The sequence below is a fragment of the Phenylobacterium sp. SCN 70-31 genome (genome assembly GCF_001724605.1).
In the GTDB taxonomy this organism is placed as follows: Bacteria; Pseudomonadota; Alphaproteobacteria; order Caulobacterales; family Caulobacteraceae; genus Phenylobacterium.
This window is the reverse complement of record NZ_MEEX01000025.1, coordinates 23,806-40,233: the sequence shown is the minus strand read 5'-3', so window position 1 is coordinate 40,233 and position 16,428 is coordinate 23,806. Positions and strand designations below refer to the sequence as shown.

The 16,428-nt window shown below is 67.4% G+C and carries 17 protein-coding genes; 12 read left to right on the top strand and 5 right to left on the bottom strand.

Features of this window, described 5'->3' with window-relative positions; all coding sequences use genetic code 11:
• From ABS78_RS17175 to ABS78_RS17140, 8 genes are all read left to right on the top strand, one after another.
• Nucleotides 1–126, top strand: coding sequence for a hypothetical protein (locus ABS78_RS17175; RefSeq protein ID WP_293382093.1), 126 nt, complete (start codon nt 1–3; stop codon nt 124–126).
• A gap of 86 nt (nt 127–212) precedes the next feature.
• Nucleotides 213–506: a hypothetical protein gene (locus ABS78_RS17170; RefSeq protein WP_293382090.1), complete on the top strand. Its 294-nt coding sequence runs from the start codon at nt 213–215 to the stop codon at nt 504–506.
• 51 nt (nt 507–557) lie between these two features.
• Nucleotides 558–755, top strand: coding sequence for a hypothetical protein (locus ABS78_RS17165; RefSeq protein WP_293382087.1), 198 nt, complete (start codon nt 558–560; stop codon nt 753–755).
• A 126-nt stretch (nt 756–881) separates the two neighbouring features.
• On the top strand, nt 882–3,503 hold the full coding sequence (locus ABS78_RS17160; protein WP_293382084.1) for a vitamin K epoxide reductase family protein: 2,622 nt from the start codon (nt 882–884) through the stop codon (nt 3,501–3,503).
• Between the two features lie 177 nt (nt 3,504–3,680).
• Nucleotides 3,681–4,154: an antitoxin Xre/MbcA/ParS toxin-binding domain-containing protein gene (locus tag ABS78_RS17155; RefSeq protein WP_293382081.1), complete on the top strand. Its 474-nt coding sequence runs from the start codon at nt 3,681–3,683 to the stop codon at nt 4,152–4,154.
• Entirely contained in the window at nt 4,151–4,657 is a 507-nt protein-coding gene (locus ABS78_RS17150) for an RES domain-containing protein (RefSeq protein WP_293382077.1), read from the top strand. Before ABS78_RS17155 ends, ABS78_RS17150 begins: the two co-directional genes overlap by 4 nt.
• Nucleotides 4,658–4,708: 51 nt before the next feature.
• The gene (locus tag ABS78_RS17145) at nt 4,709–5,179 is read left to right on the top strand and encodes a helix-turn-helix domain-containing protein (RefSeq protein ID WP_363083480.1); all 471 of its coding nucleotides are present in this window, start codon (nt 4,709–4,711) and stop codon (nt 5,177–5,179) included.
• Between the two features lie 138 nt (nt 5,180–5,317).
• Nucleotides 5,318–5,710 (top strand): response regulator, encoded by a 393-nt coding sequence (locus ABS78_RS17140; RefSeq protein ID WP_293382071.1) that lies wholly within the window; start codon nt 5,318–5,320, stop codon nt 5,708–5,710.
• Here the strand turns inward: ABS78_RS17140 and ABS78_RS17135 are convergent.
• From ABS78_RS17135 to ABS78_RS17125, 3 genes are read right to left on the bottom strand one after another with little or no spacing between them, the layout of a single operon-like run.
• Nucleotides 5,652–6,335, bottom strand: a complete 684-nt coding sequence (locus ABS78_RS17135) for an MAPEG family protein (protein WP_293382068.1) — start codon at nt 6,333–6,335, stop codon at nt 5,652–5,654. The two genes, ABS78_RS17140 and ABS78_RS17135, sit on opposite strands and share 59 nt — an antisense overlap.
• A complete protein-coding gene (locus ABS78_RS17130) occupies nt 6,332–8,608 on the bottom strand; it encodes a class I SAM-dependent methyltransferase (protein WP_293382065.1) in 2,277 nt (758 codons plus the stop codon). The genes ABS78_RS17135 and ABS78_RS17130 overlap by 4 nt, the downstream gene beginning before the upstream one ends.
• A gap of 7 nt (nt 8,609–8,615) precedes the next feature.
• Nucleotides 8,616–9,488, bottom strand: a complete 873-nt coding sequence (locus ABS78_RS17125; RefSeq protein WP_293382062.1) for a cation transporter — start codon at nt 9,486–9,488, stop codon at nt 8,616–8,618.
• Nucleotides 9,489–9,653: 165 nt separating this feature from the next.
• Here ABS78_RS17125 and ABS78_RS17120 point away from each other — a divergent pair, with 165 nt between their 5' ends.
• Nucleotides 9,654–11,591, top strand: coding sequence for a cytochrome c/FTR1 family iron permease (locus ABS78_RS17120; RefSeq protein WP_293382059.1), 1,938 nt, complete (start codon nt 9,654–9,656; stop codon nt 11,589–11,591).
• Between the two features lie 100 nt (nt 11,592–11,691).
• Here ABS78_RS17120 and ABS78_RS17115 read toward each other — a convergent pair whose 3' ends face one another.
• Together ABS78_RS17115 and ABS78_RS17110 are read right to left on the bottom strand one after the other, a co-directional pair.
• Nucleotides 11,692–12,162 carry an SRPBCC family protein gene (locus ABS78_RS17115; RefSeq protein WP_293382056.1) on the bottom strand — a complete coding sequence of 157 codons (471 nt, stop codon included), beginning with the start codon at nt 12,160–12,162 and terminating at the stop codon, nt 11,692–11,694.
• A 180-nt stretch (nt 12,163–12,342) separates the two neighbouring features.
• Nucleotides 12,343–13,062 (bottom strand): hypothetical protein, encoded by a 720-nt coding sequence (locus tag ABS78_RS17110; protein WP_293382053.1) that lies wholly within the window; start codon nt 13,060–13,062, stop codon nt 12,343–12,345.
• Between the two features lie 140 nt (nt 13,063–13,202).
• Here ABS78_RS17110 and ABS78_RS17105 point away from each other — a divergent pair, with 140 nt between their 5' ends.
• The 3 genes from ABS78_RS17105 to ABS78_RS17095 all read left to right on the top strand — a co-directional run bounded on the left by ABS78_RS17105 (nt 13,203) and on the right by ABS78_RS17095 (nt 16,212).
• Nucleotides 13,203–14,492 (top strand): APC family permease, encoded by a 1,290-nt coding sequence (locus ABS78_RS17105; RefSeq protein WP_293382051.1) that lies wholly within the window; start codon nt 13,203–13,205, stop codon nt 14,490–14,492.
• Between the two features lie 416 nt (nt 14,493–14,908).
• On the top strand, nt 14,909–15,532 hold the full coding sequence (locus ABS78_RS17100) for a HupE/UreJ family protein (protein ID WP_363083492.1): 624 nt from the start codon (nt 14,909–14,911) through the stop codon (nt 15,530–15,532).
• Nucleotides 15,529–16,212, top strand: a complete 684-nt coding sequence (locus ABS78_RS17095) for a hypothetical protein (RefSeq protein ID WP_293382045.1) — start codon at nt 15,529–15,531, stop codon at nt 16,210–16,212. Before ABS78_RS17100 ends, ABS78_RS17095 begins: the two co-directional genes overlap by 4 nt.
• Nucleotides 16,213–16,428 lie beyond the last annotated feature (216 nt).

Below are 16,428 nucleotides of genomic sequence, written 5' to 3'. Positions count from 1 at the left end.
ATGCTGCGCGACATCCTGCTCTACTCGATGATCGGATTGACGATCTATCTCGTCGCGGCGTTCCTTGCGCGCTTGCGGCGCAACGCCCGCGGACGCGGTTCGCAACAGGGGCGCCGTCCCTTCTGATCAAACATCAGCTCGTACGATCGCCGATCTAAGGGCTGGAGCTCGCCCGCCGCGTATCCCCAAGGGATGGCGTGAAAGGTGCGCAGATGAGCGAATGCCTGGACCGGCTGATGGCAGACCTGGCGGCGACGCCAGCCGATGCGCGATTCGATAGCATGGAGGCCGAGGTCATTCGCAGAATCGTGGCCCTGCGAGAGGAGGCCCGCGTTCTGGCGGAGCTCCTACCGGTACGGGTCGCCTCGATCGTGCTGGCGCTGGCGATGGGCGTGACCACGGGCGCCGCGCTCGTCGCCTCGGCCGTGGTCACGCCGAGGCCCTATGCGGTGCTTTCCAGCGCCGGCCACTTCGCGCCGTCCACCCTTCTTGAGGGGCGAGACTGAGCAGGAGGCTCAGAGGCCCTCGAGACGTTGATCACAGAGGAGGTTCTCAGGATGTCAGTCATGGTGGTGATCGGGAGAATTTTCCTTGGGCTCGCGTTTCTGGCCCTCGTCACAGCGTGGGTCAGCGAGGTGCGCGGCGGGCCAGTCTTTGGTCTTTCCCAGCAGCATCTGTTTGGTGACGCCACGGTGATGGCCTTGCTGGGCATCGGAGCCATGGTTGACGCCTTCTGGCATGCCCGCAATCGCTAGCGCCGTCGCGCGGCGCCTAGCGCTGGGCGCGGCGGCGGAGAAACGACTTGATTCTGCTGGGTAGCCGCGGGTTCGCGCGTATCCCCATAGAGCGAGTCCAGACGACTGAGGTGAAGGGAACGCACGATGGCGGAACGCGAGCTCGTGCTGGTGACCGGCGGCAGCGGCTTCATCGGCAGCGCGGTGATCAAACGCCTGGCGCAGGACTACCAGGTGGTGGCGCTGGACCGCACCGGTCCGCCGGACCCCCCCGCCGAGGCCGACGCAGTCGACTTCGACCTCGGAACCGACGAGGGGGTCACCAAAGCCCTGGAGACGGTCCGCGCCCGCTTCGGCGGCCGGATCGCCTCTGTCGTCCACCTGGCCGCCTACTTCGATGTCTCCGGCAAGCCCAATCCGCTCTACGACAAGATCACCATCCAGGGGGCGCGACGTCTGATCGAGGGCCTCCAAGGGTTCGAGGTCGGCCAGTTCATCCTGGCGAGCACCATGCTGGTGCACCAGCCGACCGACCGACCAGACGAGACCATCAACGAGGACTCGCCCATCGCGCCGGGCTGGGCCTATCCGGAATCGAAGGTCAAGAGCGAAGCCCTGCTGCGCGAGGCGCACGGCGACATTCCCCTCGTGCTGCTGCGCATCGCCGGCGTCTACGACGACCTGGCCCACTCCCCCTTCGTCGCCGAACACGTGGCGCGCATCTACGAGCATCGGCTGACCGCCCACGTCTATCCGGGCATGCTCTGCGCCGGGCAGTCCTTCATCCATCTCGAGGACCTGGTCGACGCGATCGCCGAACTCGTCGCGCGCCGCGCCCAATTGCCGCCCGAGCTCCCTCTGTTGCTCGGCGAGCCGGAGGCGCTCGGCTATGGCGAGGTGCAGGACATCATCGGCCGGGCCCTGCACGGCGAGGACTGGGACACGGTGCGTATCCCCAAGCCTGTCGCCAAACTGGGCGCCTGGTTGCAGACTGCGGCGCTGGGCGACGAGGAATTCGTGAAGCCGTGGATGGTCGACCAGTCGAACGACCACTACGTGCTCGATATTTCCCGCGCCCGCACCCTGCTCGACTGGACGCCGCGGCACAGTCTGAGGGCCACCCTACCGAAGATCGTGGAAGCGCTGAAGCGCGATCCCAAGGGCTGGTACGAGACCAACGGCATGGATTCCGCGGCCGTGGCCTGGAACCGGCCGCATGGCGCGTCGCACGCGCCCGGCCAAGACGCCGCCGCGACCGCCGAACTGACCAAAATGACGCATCATCCCGAGCCGGCGCCTGCGGCAGACGCCGCGGCGGGCGGGCAGCACGCCACACACGGCGGCGGACACGACCACATCGCGACGATGGAAGCCGACGACCGCCGCGTCCGCTGGGCGCACTTCGCCAACATCGGCCTGGGCCTCTGGCTCGCCGCCAGCCCGTTCATCTACGACGGGCTGGGCGCGGCCGCGGCGAGCCCGCTAGTGCGGGCGGTAACCGAAGACCGCGCGCTGGCCAGCCTCGATGCGCGGGCCACCGCGCTCATCCTGAGCGATCTCCTGAGCGGCCTGGCGATCGCCGGCTTCGGGGCGCTTTCGCTATCCAAGCGCACCGCCTGGTTCGCCCAATGGGCCAACACCTTCGTGGGCCTTTGGCTGCTCTTCGCGCCGATGCTGTTCTGGACGCCCAGCGCCGCGCAATACCTCAACGACACCCTGGTGGGCGTGCTGGTGATCGCCTTCTCGGTGCTGATCCCGATGATGCCGGGCATGAGCATGGCCGGGATGATGGACCCGAAGAACATCCCGCCCGGCTGGACCTACTGTCCCTCGACCTGGGCGCAGCGCCTGCCGATCGCCCTGCTGGGCCTGATCGGCCTGCTGATCTCCCGCGTACTCACCGCCTATCAGCTCGGGCACATCGACGCGGTGTTCGAGCCTTTTTTCGGCGGCGATCCTGCGAATCTGAAGAACGGCACGGAGGAGATCATAACCTCCTCCGTCTCCAAGGCCTGGCCGGTCCCCGACGCAGGCCTGGGCGCGATCAGCTACACGCTCGAGATCTTGATGGCGGTCATGGGCGGGCGCGACCGCTGGCGGACGATGCCGTGGATGGTGACCTTCTTCGGCATCCTGGTCATCCCGCTGGGTGTGGTCAGCATCTACTTCATCATCATCCAGCCGATCGTCATCGGCACCTGGTGCACGCTCTGCCTGCTGGCGGCGCTGGCGATGCTGGTCATGATCCCGTTCGCGCTGGATGAGGTGATCGCCATGGGACAATACCTCTGGTGGGTGCATTGCACCGGCAAGCCGGTGATCCGCACCTTCTTCCAGGGCGGCCCCGTGGACTCCGGCGAGGTGGACGACGCCGACGCGCTGGCGAGCCCCAGCGCCTTCTGGAAGGATTCGATCCGGGGGATGACCCTGCCCTGGACACTCGCGGTCAGCGTCGCCGTCGGCGGCCTCCTGATGCTGACGCGGGTCGTGTTCGGAGCCTCCGGCGAGATGGCCAACAGTGACCACGTCGTGGGCGCCCTCGTGATCACCGTCGCAATCATCGCCACCTCGGAGGTCGCCCGCGCGCTCCGGCTGGTGAACGCGGCGCTGGGCCTTTGGCTCGTCGCCGCGCCCTTCCTGCTGAGCGGCGACACGCCGGTGGGCCGCATCGCCAGCATCGCCCTAGGGCTCGCGCTCGTCGCGCTCAGCCTGCCGCGCGGGCGTCGCAGTCGCGAGCACTATGCGAGCTGGGACAGGCTGGTGCTATGAGGCCGGCGGGCCGTGGACGAGGCGGCGTTCCAAGACTCCGCGAGAGGCGCATGTTCAATGGCCATCCGCGCCTGTGAGCCGCCGCCGCTGCCTCAAGGTCACTCCTGATCCGGTCGCGGACGCGCCTTGCAACCGATCGCGTCAGCTGTCATTTCTAGCACGACAGGTGACTGACCCATGACCGCTCTCGCCCTAGACCCGGAAGACCACGATCTGGGCCGCACCGCCGAACTGCTCGGCGGGCGTCGCACCTTGCGTCGGGCGTTACACACCCGCCTGGAAGCTCACGATCTCCTCGCCGCCGGCTTGCCGGCGCGCGCCCTCGACCATCTGGTGCGCGAGGTGGCGATCCTGCACCTGCACGGGAGCCTGGAAAAGGCGGTCGGCATCAGCCCGCGCACCTATCAGCGACGCAAGGGCGACCTCGACAAGCTGTTGAGCCCCGAACAGAGCGGCCGGACCTGGAAGTTTGCGGAGCTGCTCGCCCGCGCCATCTCCGTCTTCGGGTCGCAGGCCGACGCTGAGCAGTGGTTCGAACGCCCCGCCGTCGGCCTGGATCAGCGCCGCCCGATCGACCTGCTGTCGACACCGGCCGGACTGGAAGCCGTCGAGGACCACCTCACCCGCCTCGAGTACGGCGTCTACGCGTGACGCCGCTGCCGCCCCCTCTGGGGTCCGGCGAGATCGTCATCTGGAGGCTCGACCAAGCCCGGCACGCGCCCACATGGGACAGTGGCGAAGGTGCCTATCTGGTCGGCGGCCGCTGGAATTCGCGCGGCGTGCGCGCGGTCTACGCGGCCCTCGACCCGGCCACGGCCATCCTCGAGGTGGCCGTGCACAAAACATTCCGGGCGCTCGACACCACCCCGCACGTCCTCACCGCCGCGCGACTGCTCGACCCTGGCCCGGTCCATGTGGTTGATCCCACGGCCCTGCCGAACCCCAACTGGCTGCGGCCGGGTCTGCCCAGCGCCGGTCAACAGCAGTACGGTGACGCGTTGCTCGCCGCTCACCCGCTCGTGGCCTTGCCCAGCGTGGTCTCGACGCACAGTTGGAACCTGATCTTCGCCCCCGCCGCGGCGGCCGGCCTCTACGCCCTCCTGGTCCAGGAGCCGTTCGCGCTCGACACGCGGCTGCATCTGCCGACGCCCTGATCGGGCGGGGCCGCCAAGGTGCGGCCAGTGGTCGGCGACGGGGCTCCGGCTATGACACAGCCCATGGAGCCTTCCCGACAGCTGGATCGCCGCGCGTGGCTTGGCCTCGGCTCGGCCGCCCTTGTTGGGTGGGGCGCGTCGGCTCGGCTGCGGGGCCGAGGGCGGCCGCCGCAACGGCTGGATGAGACGCCGGTCCTTCGCCAGGTGCTCGACGACCCCGGGTCGCCTCGGATCGGGCCGGCGGCGGCAGATGTGACGGTGGTCGTCTTCACGGGCTACCAATGCCCGATCTGTCGTCGGAATAGGGTCGTCGGGCGCAACGTGCGGCGTCTCAGGTTGGCGCGCAAGTTGACCCAGGAGGACCTTGCCGGGGAGGCTGGCCTGGCCATGCGGCACTTGGGGCGGATCGAGCGGGGGACCAGCAGTCCGACGGTCGCCATTCTGGCGCGGCTCGCAGAGGCCATGGGCGTAACCCCAGCAGACTTCTTGGCGGTTGAGGATTTACCTAAGTCAGGCCAGTGAGGCGCGCTTGGGCCTAAGACCTTCCGCAACTGGAAACAGGGCAATTCGATACGTAGCGCCGCTTCCTGGTGATTGCGGGCCACGAAGTCGCTGCCGGAGATTCTACAATTGATTCATTCTTCTAGGCGCAAGCTAAGAATGACCAAGGGGTATCACGCCGTGGGCCGGGCGTTCGGACGTCATGTATTGATCATTGAGGACGAGGCCCTCATCTCAATCGAGATTGAAGCCCTGCTGACTGATCAAGGTTTTGAGAGCTTCGATTGGGCGACAACGCCGCGTCAGGCCCTGCATTGCGCGAAAGGCCATCGCCCCGATCTGATCACCGCGGACCTGCGGATCGTCGATGGCACAGGCCTTGAGGCGGTCGACGCGATCCTGGCGGAGATGGGTGACATTCCGGTGGTGTTTGTGACCGCCAATTCAGACCTGTTGGGCGGGCAGTCGGTATTTCCCGTGGTTTCCAAGCCGATCATGCCGGCGCAACTGGCGGCAGCCTGCCAAAGGGTGTGTCAACAAGCCGGCGCCTAATAAGAGGAGCAGGTGCGACATTACTAACTGGCGGTGTGGGTTCCAGGCGAAGTGCGACGGCTGGCACCAAATCGGACGCCATGTCGATGAGCGCCCAGCCATAGGCGCCGACCGCCGGAAGCGCCGTGGTGGCGACGCCAAAGGCGCGACCGCCCGCCCCGTGCGGATAACCGCGCAGGAAGGTCGCTCGCCCGAGGCTGAAGAGGACGACAGTCGCGACGATATAGGCGAGCGGCGCTTCGCCGCCGACAGTGGCGAGGGCGAGGATAGCGACGCTTGTGGTGAACGCCTGTTCGAGGGTGTTCTGCAGGAAGGCCTTCGGCACCGCCAGGCGGGCGCTCGGCTTGCTGTAGGCCGAACCGGCGTTGTCTTCGGTGGACCTGAACCGCACCTTCGCCACCATCCGCACACCCAGCACGACCCACAGGGCGATCACGAGGTCGGCCCGCAGCGCAAAGGCGAGGCGCTCGGCCAGGGCGTCCGGGAAGGTGAAGACGCTGGGGAGGCCCAGGCTGGCGAGCGCGAGGGTCGGTCCGCAGACGGCGAAGGACAGGAACGATCGGCGAAGGACGGCCCGCTGCTCCTTCGGAAGGTCGACGTGCGGCGGCGCGAGCGGCTGTCTCACCTCGATGTCCTCCTTGGACGGGCCCAGAGCCGATAGGTATCCCCGAAGATCTCCGGGTGTTCGAGCTCGTGGCGGTGCAGGTGCTGGAGATCCCGCACCGCGCCGGAGCGGGCGTTCTGCGCCAGGTAGCGCGTCCGGTCGGCGGCGTGGCCGAATTGCACGCCCAGGAACTCAAGACCAGCCGCGCTTAACATCTCGCCGATCTGCGGAAGCGTGAAGCGATGCTCGTTCACATGGAACAGGAGGTCGCGACAATCCGAAAGGCTCCAGAAGTCCGAGGCGGGGCTCATCACGCCGGCCAGCGCTGGCGGCGTCCCGCCGAGCATCAGCGATCGGCGTAGCGCCCGAATGCCGTCCGGATCGTCCCCGAAACCGGCGCGGACGATATGGGCGCGCGCCTCGACGACCGCACGTCGGCCGATCTCGCTGTAGAGCCCGATGAAGAGAAGGCCCTGCGGTCTCAGCAGGCCGGCAAGGACCTGAAGGCCCTGCGCCGGATCAGCCATGTGATGCAGCACGCCGAAGCTGTCGATCAGGTCAAACCGTTGCTCTAGCGTCGGCAGGTCCAGGATGTCGGCCTGCAGATGTTCCACGTCGGCGAGTTCGTAAGCGCGAGCCTTGCGCATGGCGTAGCCGAGGCTGGCGGCGCTGAGGTCGATCGCCAGGATCGAGGCGCCGCGGTAGGTGGTCGCCACGCGCATGGTCTCGAGGCCCGTGCCGCAGCCGGCGATCAGCACACGGGGGCGGTCGAGATCGGGGATCTCGTCGGCCGGAAGATCAGGTAACGCGCTCTGGATCGCCCTTCGGAAGGGCAGCGGCTCGCCGAAGCTGCAGCGGGTCCAGCGAGGATAGGGGCTCTGCTCGTACTGTTGCTGGACCGCGCGCGAGATCATGTCGGTGGGAGCTTTGAGCACTGGCATCTGCGCGCGCAGTTCGGCTTCCTCGCCCGGTTCGCTGAGCTGCTCGCGATGCAGTTCGGCCAGCGCCGGCAGGGCGGCGCTCTGGAGCCGCGCAGCGAGCGGCGTCGTGGCCAGCGGGCGATAGGCGGCGACGATCGCGATCTTGGTGAGGTCTCCGGCGTGTCCTCCGAGGTCGTCACGATCGAGGGCCGTGATCAGCTTGGCGACACGGGCCTGCTCCTCAGGCGTGGCGAACAGGACGTATTCGTTGAGGAACGCCTGGCGGGCCAGCGCGACCGCAATCTCGAGCTCCTCTTCAAGGGGTTGGGCCGATCCGTCCGTCAGATCCAGAAGATCGGCCCGTAGCTGAACGAGCGCCAGTTCGATCGCCGCGTCCGGCACGGGTGCGGAGACGAGCAAAGTCTGGAACAGGCGATCCTGGAACAGTCGTGAGGCGGTCGCCGCCTCGCGCTCCAGCGTCTGCACGAGCTCGCCGGGGGCCCGCGCGATCGACCCCAGAACCCGGTCGATCTCTGGATCCTGCCGCAGCACGGCGAGGGCCGCGGTCGCCAGGTGGCGGGGATTGACGTCGGGCCGATCGAATAGCTGCAGCAGGATGTCCCGGAACCGGGCTGTCGCGGGCGCCACCCGCGTGTGGCGGAGCGCCCCAGCCAGTCGTCGCCAGGCCTCGGCGTCCCCCGGCGCGGCCTCGACGGCCTGCGCAAGCAGGGCCAGCCCGTCGGGGCCGTGACCGAGCTGCAGGCGCGCCAGCCCGAGGTTCGCCAGCAGGATCGCTCGCAGGGGATGGCCGGCCGGCGCCGCCTTGCAGCCGGCTTCGAAGCGCTCCGCAGCCGCCGCGGCGTCGCCCTTCTGGAGGCGCAATAGGCCCAGACCGTTGAGCGCAGCCAACATTGCGGGCGCCCGTTGCAGAGCGGCGCGGTAGCAGCGCTCGGCCTGCGTCCCCTGCCCCATCAGACGGTAAGCGTCGCCGCCGCAGGCATGGGCCTCGGCGAAGTCGGGTTTCAGAGCCGCGGCCTGTTGGAAGAACTTCGCCGCGGTCTCATAGGCCTGCAGCCGGCGATGGGCTTCGCCCAGATTGAACTGGATGAACGGGTTCTTCGGCTGGCCGCCTGCCGCCTGTTGAAACCATGCGATCGCCTCGGCCGAGCGGCCGGTGTTCATGGCCACCGTGCCGAGGACGTTCAGCGCCGAGGGGTCCAGCGGCTGGGCCGCAAGAACCTTTCGGGCATAGAGCTCGGCGTCGGCCCATCGGCTGGCGTTCGCGTGCGCGACCGCCTGCTGCAGGTCGGCCAGGATCTGCGGTGGCGGACCGCCTGGCGCCAGGCTCCGGGTCGGAAGCGGAAGCCGTCTCATCCGACGTTCACGCGGCGCTCAGCGACCGCGCCTCCCGCAGATCTGTGCGGGCGTCGCGCATGATCAACCAGGCGGACTGCAGGAAGAGCCCCGAAATGATCACAGCCACCACGAGATCGGGCCAAGCGGTCTTGGTCCAGAACACCAGGCCGGCGGCGATCACGACGGCGAGGTTGCCCAGGGCGTCGTTGCGCGAGAAGAGCCAGACGGCGCGAACATTGGCGTCGCCGGCGCGGTGCGGGATCAAGATGAGCGCTGCCGCGACGTTGGCCACGAGCGCGATGATCCCGAACACGCCCATGAGCTCGGCTTCCGGCTGGTTCAGTACCAGGACGCGGTAGGCCGTGTTCAGGAGCACGCCCACGCCCAGCGCGGCCAGGAAGAGACCTTGGATCAGCGCCGAGCGCGCCCGCCAGACGAGCGACCAGCCGATCGCCAGCAGACCTAGGAACGTGATCAGCCCGTCGCCCATGAAATCCAGGGCGTCGGCCTCCAGCGCCTGGGAACGGGCGACAAAGCCCGCGACGATCTCCACCAGCCCGTAGCCGACGTTGATCAGCACCACGATCCAAAGCGCCCGCCGGTAGGCCGGCGTGATGTGGCTGAGGTCCTTCGGAAGCTCATCCGCCTCGGCCGTCGTCGAACTTCCTTCGCGATCGAGATGGTAGCCGAGCTCCGTCACCGTCGCCTCCACCGCCGGCGAGCGCCTGGCCGCGTCGTCGACCTTCACGGTCATCATCGACGAGGCGATGGAGACACGCGCTTCTTCCACGCCAGGCAGCTTGGCCACGGCGGACTGGATCTTTTCGGCGCAGCTCGAGCAGTCCATGCCGGTGACCCGGTAGCGGAGCGACCCTGTGGCGGCTGTCGTACTCGACATGCGAATTCCTCCTGATCCAGGCACCCTACTTGCTCTAGCCGCTAGAGGATCAAGCCGTTGCGGAGCGTTTTTTTTAGGTTTGGAGCGGCGCCTCTTGATCCTCTAGCGGCTTGAGCATGTATCCTGTTGTTGAGACCTATTCTCAGTCGCACTCAGGACGCTTCGATGCCGGCGCTCGCTCGCCTCTTCCTTGCGGTCGCCCTACTGGCGGTCGCGCATTTTCCACAGGCCGCGCGGGCCCAAGACGCCGCCCCTTCGGCGGAGGTCGCTTGGCGACTCCTGGACTATGTCGCCGTCGACTACCCGGGCGCCGTCTCCAAGGGCCGCATCATCAGCGAGGCCGAGTATGCGGAGATGCGGGAATTCTCCGCCTCCGTGCGCAGCCGCATCGGCGCCCTGCCGGCCAGTTCCGCGAAGCCGCAGCTTCTTACGGAGGCCAATGCGCTCATCGCATCGGTGGATCGGCGCGCGGAACCTGCGGACGTGGCGCGACAGGCCCGGACCCTCGCAACCGATCTACTTAAGGCCTATCCCGTGCCGCTGGCCCCGCGGCAGGCGCCAGACCTCGCCCGGGGAGCGGCCCTCTATACCGAGCAGTGCGCGTCCTGCCACGGCGCCGCCGGCAAAGGTGACGGTCCGAACGCCAAAGGGCTGGAGCCGCCGCCGATCGCCTTCACCGACCTGGCGCGCGCAAGGGAACGCAGCCTCTTCGGTCTCTATCAGGTGATCGGTCAGGGGCTCGACGGCACGGCGATGGCGAGCTTCGCCCATCTGCCCTCCGAGGACCGCTGGTCGCTCGCCTTCTATGTGGGAACCCTCGCCTATTCGCGAGAGGCCGACCGCGCCGGCGAGCGGGCTTGGCGCGCCGGGCCGCAGATGCGCGGCGTCGTGCCCGACTTGCCGGTCCTGACCCAGACCACGCCCGCGGGCCTCGCCGCGCGCGTGGGCGAACCGCAAGCGACCCAACTCATGGCCTATCTGCGCCGTCATCCGGAGGCCGTAGCGACCCAGTCAGCCGGCGGTTTGGATGTCGCGCGCCGAAAGCTCGCCGAGAGCCTTGCGGCCTATCAGGCCGGCGACCGCAAGCGGGCCGAGGAGCTGGCGCTGTCAGCTTACCTGGATGGTTTCGAGCCGGTCGAACCCCTGCTGCGGGCGCGCGACGGCGCGCTGATGGCCAGGGTCGAGGCGACCATGGGCGAGCTGCGGGCGAGCCTTGGCCGCGGCGCACCGCCAACCGAAGTCTCCGCCCAAGTCGCCCGGCTGCAAAATCTATTCGATCAGGCGGGCCAGGCGCTCGCCCCAGAGCAGGCCAGCGCCGCCTCGAGCTTCCTGGGCGCCTTCACCATTCTCCTGCGCGAAGGCGTCGAGGCGCTGCTGATCGTGATCGCCATGATCGCCTTCCTGCGCAAGGCCGAGCGCCAGGACGTGCTTCCCTATGTGCATGCCGGTTGGATCACGGCGCTCGTGGCGGGCGGGCTCACCTGGGCGGCCGCGACCTACCTCATCTCCATCAGTGGGGCGAGCCGTGAGCTCACCGAGGGATTCGGCTCGCTGGTCTCGGCTGTCGTGCTGATCTCGGTGGGCGTCTGGATGCATGGGAAGGCGCAGGCCGGCGCGTGGCAGGCCTACATCCGCGACAAGCTCTCGGCGGCGCTTTCGAAACGCTCGGCCTGGTTCCTGTTCCTCTTGGCCTTCCTCGTCGTCTACCGGGAGGTCTTCGAGACCATCCTCTTCTACGCCGCACTGTGGAGCCAGGGCGGCCTGCTCGCCATGCTGTCGGGCGCGGTGCTGGCCGTGGTCTGCCTGGCGGTGATCGCCTGGGCGCTCCTGAGCTACAGCAAGCGGCTGCCGATCGCGCAGTTCTTCTCGTACAGCTCGATCCTCATCGCGGTGCTGGCCGTCGTGCTCGCCGGCAAAGGGGTCGCGGGCCTGCAGGAGGCGGGGATGCTGGACGTGCGGCCCCTGGCCGCCCTGCCCCGTATCGAGGTGCTCGGCGTGTTCCCGACCTGGGAAGGGCTCCTGGCTCAGCTCGTGACGCTGACCGCAGTCGTGGTCGGGTTCTGGGCGGCGGGCCGGCGCGCCCAGGCCGCGGCGCGGCTCTAGGGGAGGTTCGCCTCCAGTTGGTCGAGGCAGATGCCGCCGAGCCGGCGGCGCAGGTTATCGGCGCCAGCCCTTCTTCGGCGGCGGCAGGTTTCGGGGGATTCTAGATTTTCCGGCCCGCGAGGGGCTTCGGCTGCGGCGGCGCCGGGCCCTCCAGGCGCCGCCGCACATCGTTGACGAAGACTTCGAACGGACGTTTCAACAGGCGTTCTGGCCGCACCCCGACGATCCGGCTAAACTGTCGCTGCGCCTCTATCCCGTGGCGCAAACGGCACCCCCTGCCGTCGGGTTCGAGTTCGAAGCTGAGCTCGAAGCGGACGAGGCCGGCCCATCCAAAGGACCAGGCCAGACTGCGGCCCGGCTTGAGGCGTGTCACCTCGCCGGGGCAAGAGACTCGGCGGATCGGTCCGGCCCGCCGCGCCAGTGGGACGACATGGTCCATCGGGCCCTTCTCCGCTTTCCCGGACAGCGCCAGCGCCCGTGTCCATTTGGGGTAGTCCTCGAAACGGAGAAGCAGCTCCCAAACGCGTTCCGGCCACGCGTCGATGCGAACCTCGGCATGAAACCCGCTCATCTCAAGGTCTGCCGCCCAGGTAGGGGGCCATGGGGGGCGACAAACTTCGGCGGGGCCTTCTCGTCGGTTTCATCGGTCAAACCTCCGTACCCCGCCCTTTAGCCAGCGGAGGATCAAGCGACAATCGAGACTCGTTCCGCCCAGTCTCTCGGAGGCCCCGTCGGGCAAGGCGTCGGATCATCAAGGCGTGGGAAGTCGGTCGATCAAGCCTTCTAGGCCCTTCCCATAGGCTTCCCGAAGCGCCACCCAGTAAGGATCGTGGACCTCATACGTACTAACGCCCTCACTGCTGAAGCTGTCGGCCACGTAGCTGAGAAGATCAATTGGCATGCCCACGGAGACGTTGCTGCGCAGAGTCGCATCGAACGACAAAAGGGCCAGCTTGGCCGCCTCCCCCAAGCTCGTTTCAAACGTCAATGCGCGCACGAGGATCGGCTTGCCATACTTCGTTTCGCCGACTTGCAGGAAGGGCGCCCGGTCGGTCGCCTCGATGAAGTTGCCAGCGGCATAGACCTGAAAGAGGCGCGGCGCTTCGCCGGCCATCTGTCCGCCGACCAGGAAGCCCGCTGCGGCGTCGCCGTAAGGCGCGACATAGCGACCATCGCGATCAGCTACGGCCCGCAGGATCGCGCCGACGATGCCGGCCACCTCAAACAGGGTCTTCGCCGCCATGAGATCGAGCCCAGGCTGGCCGGACCCCGCCCTGTCCCGCAGCGTGCTGACGACCGCTTGGGTGGTCGCCAGGTTGCCCGACGACAGGATCGCCACTGAGCATCCTGCGGCGGTAGGGAGAAACGCGAGCTTGCGAACCCGTGTCACTTGGTCGACGCCGGCGTTCGATCGCGAGTCCGACGCGAGCACCAAACCGCTGCGCAAGAGAATTCCCAGGCAGTAAGTCATGGCGCGAGGATCCAGTGCACATGGTGGCCAACCTCCGGGGGGCCGCGATGGCCGTCAAGCCGCCGCTCCCTTCGCATCGAATGCGGCGGCACGGCGTTTCAGGCGCAACCTTCGCCGTGAGACCCCCAATGACTGCAACTATGAACCTGCGCGGCGGATTGGCGAAGACCCTCGGGTTCGGTCGGCTGTCTCTGTACGGCGTGGGCACAATCATCGGGGCCGGGATCTACTCCGTGATCGGCCCGGCCGCAGGCGCCGCGGGCGAGGCGATCTGGGCAAGCTTTCTGCTCGCCGCCGTGATCTCGGCCTTCTCCGGCCTTTCCTACGCGGAACTTGCCTCCGCAATGCCGAGCGCCGGCGCCGAGCACAGCTTCCTGCGCCAGGCGCTGCCGAAAGCGCCCGCCGTCGCCTTCGCGGTCGGACTGTTCATCGCGGTCCACGGCGCGGCCACCTTCGCCACCGTCGGCCTGACCTTCGGCAACTACCTCCAGACCTTTGTGGCGCTGCCCCCGGTGCTGGTGGCGCTTGGGCTGATGGCGCTCGCTACCGGGATCAATGTTGCCGGCGTGACCAAGGCGTCTTCCGTGAGCGCCGTGCTGACGACGATCCAGGTCCTCTGCCTGATCGCGTTTGCCGTGTTTGCCTTCAGCCTCAAAGGCGCGGCGCTGCCGTCGAAGATTGCGGCTCCTCAGGAATGGGGCGGCGTGCTGCAAGGCGCTGCGCTCGTGTTCTTCATCTACTCCGGCTACGAGCACATGGCGACGCTCTCGGAGGAGGCGAAGAATCCAGGCCGCGACATCTGGCGCGCCTTCATGGTCGCTCTTTGCGTGACGACCGCAGTCTATATCGTGGTGATCTTTGGCGTCCTGGCCCTGGTCGACGCGCGGAGCATCGCATCGTCGGACTTCCCCCTTGTTGCGGCTGCCGGCCAACTCGGACGATGGGCGGCAGTGATCATCACCGGGGCCGCCCTGCTCGCGACCGCGAACGCCGTGCTCAATGCGTCGATCTCCGGCAGCCGGCTGCTGTTTGGCACGGCCCGGGCCGGCGACCTCCCGAAGGCGCTGCAGCGTACGCTCGGCAGGAGCAAGAGCCCATGGATCGGGGCTGTCGTCATGCTGGCCGCGGCGTGCATCTTCGCCGTCCTGGGCGAGGTGAAGTTCGTCGCCAGCCTCTCGTCGCTCGGCGTCACCCTGGTGTTCGCCAGCGTGAACGCTGCCGTCATCATCCTGCGCTACAGCAACCCCAATCTGAAACGGCCGTTCAAGGCGCCCTCGATTGGGCGTTTCCCGGTGACGGCCGGGCTTGGAGTCGCCGCCTCCCTGCTGCTGGCCGCGCAATATGAGTGGAAAGTCTATGTGACGTTCCTGATCGCCATCTTGGCCGGGGCGATCCCCTACGCGCTCGTCCGCCGTCGATCGGCGGATTAGCGTCTCGCGTTCGACGTCGCGGCCATCGTCAAGGCCTTGGGGCGAATCGTGAAGCGGCGCGGACCGGTCCTCAGAGACCTACCCCGGATGTACTTGCGGGTGTCCGCGCGCAGGATTCGCTCGACGATCTCGTAGCGGTCACACTGCAATCCCAGTCCCAAGTCTCCTCGGGTTTGGAGCCGATGCGTCCTGTCCGTCCATGCGCGTCACCCGGGATGACCGAGTGGACACCACCTCTACCATCTCAACTGTCGGACTCGAGGTTCGACGCCAAGTATGAAGCCCCCGCTGTGAAAAGCCCAGACTTTCGCTATGCAGGGGCGGTGCAGGGGCGTGGCAGATCGAGAAGACTTTCGGCGGCGCTTCTCGCCGCTGGGCTAACGGCATGCGTGGCCGGCCCCGCCGCCGCGCACGCGATCGGCGGCTCGGATGCCGCCTTCGTCGCCGCCACCCGTGGGCCCGACCCCTTTCCCTTCCTCTACCTCGGCGCCAAGCACATGGTGACGGGCTACGACCACCTCCTGTTCCTGGTGGGCGTGATCTTCTTCCTCTTCCGGCTGCGCCAGATTGCGCTCTACGTCAGCCTCTTCTCGCTCGGCCACTCGATCACCCTGCTGGCGGGGGTTTTCTTCGGCCTGCACATCGACAGCCGTCTGGTCGACGCGGTGATCGGGCTGTCCGTGGCTTACAAGGCGTTCGACAATCTAGCCGGCTTCCAGTCCCTGTTCGGCGTGCAGCCGAATGCGAAGGCAGCGGTGTTCGGGTTCGGGCTTATCCATGGCTTCGGCCTGGCCACCAAGCTCCAGGCGTTGAAGCTCAACCGGGAGGGACTGCTGACGAACCTTGTTTCGTTCAATGTCGGCGTGGAACTTGGCCAGATCATCGCGCTATCGCTGATCCTGGTGGCGATGACCGTCTGGCGCCGCACAAGGACGTTCGAGCCAATGGCGGCCGGCGCCAACGTGCTCCTCATGCTGGCCGGCTTCGTCCTGTGCGGCCAGCAGATCGGCGACTTCATCTTCGGGGGACCTGCCTCATGACGGCGAATCTGCAACCGACCCGCCCGATGCCGCGCGGCCGCCTCCTCGTCGGGACGGTTGGAGCGCTGGTTGCGGCCATTCTCATCGTGTGCGGTGGGATCTTGCCCGCTGAGTACAACGTCGATCCGCTCGGAGTCGGGAAGCTCACGGGCATCGTCCGCTTGTGGGCGCCCGAAGAGAAGACCGTCAGCACGCGCGCGAGATCCATGGCCTATGCGCGCGAGTACGATGTGCCCTACCGGCAGGACGTGGTGGAGATCCCGCTCGGCGGTTTCCTCACTGGCAACGACAACTCCGAATTGGAGTACAAGGTGCGGATGAAGCAGGGGGCCACGCTGACCTTCGCGTGGGAGGTCACCGGCACGAGCGAGCCGCGCGACGTCCACTTCGACCAGCACGGCCACACGACCCCGAAGCCCGGCGAGACCATGTCGGTCGCCAGCTACAAGCAGGCGTTCGGCCTCAAGCAGCAGGGAGCCATCACCGCGCCGTTCGACGGGATCGAGGGATGGCAGTTCTCCAACTCGAGCGAAAACCCCGTGGTGGTGAAGCTCCGACTAAGCGGCTTCTATGAATTGATCCAAGGCGGGCAGCCGGGCAACGAGGCAAGCGTCGTTGCCAATGTGCCCGCCGCCCAAGCGCGGCCGAATGCGCCGTTCGCGTCGAAAGCCGCTCCCTGAGCCTACATCGACCCGAAAAACCCGCGATAACTTCGTACCGCTCATCCTGCGGCGTAGGAGCGACCCGACCTCCTTGAGCCGTCCGGGGGTCGCGCCCATCGGACGGGTCATGTTGGCTTTCGGGACGGACAGTCTCACTACTGTTCGGGCTCGTGCATGGAGGTGTCATGGAACATCCGGCTGTCTCGATTTCGATCGCCATACTTCGCATCGGCG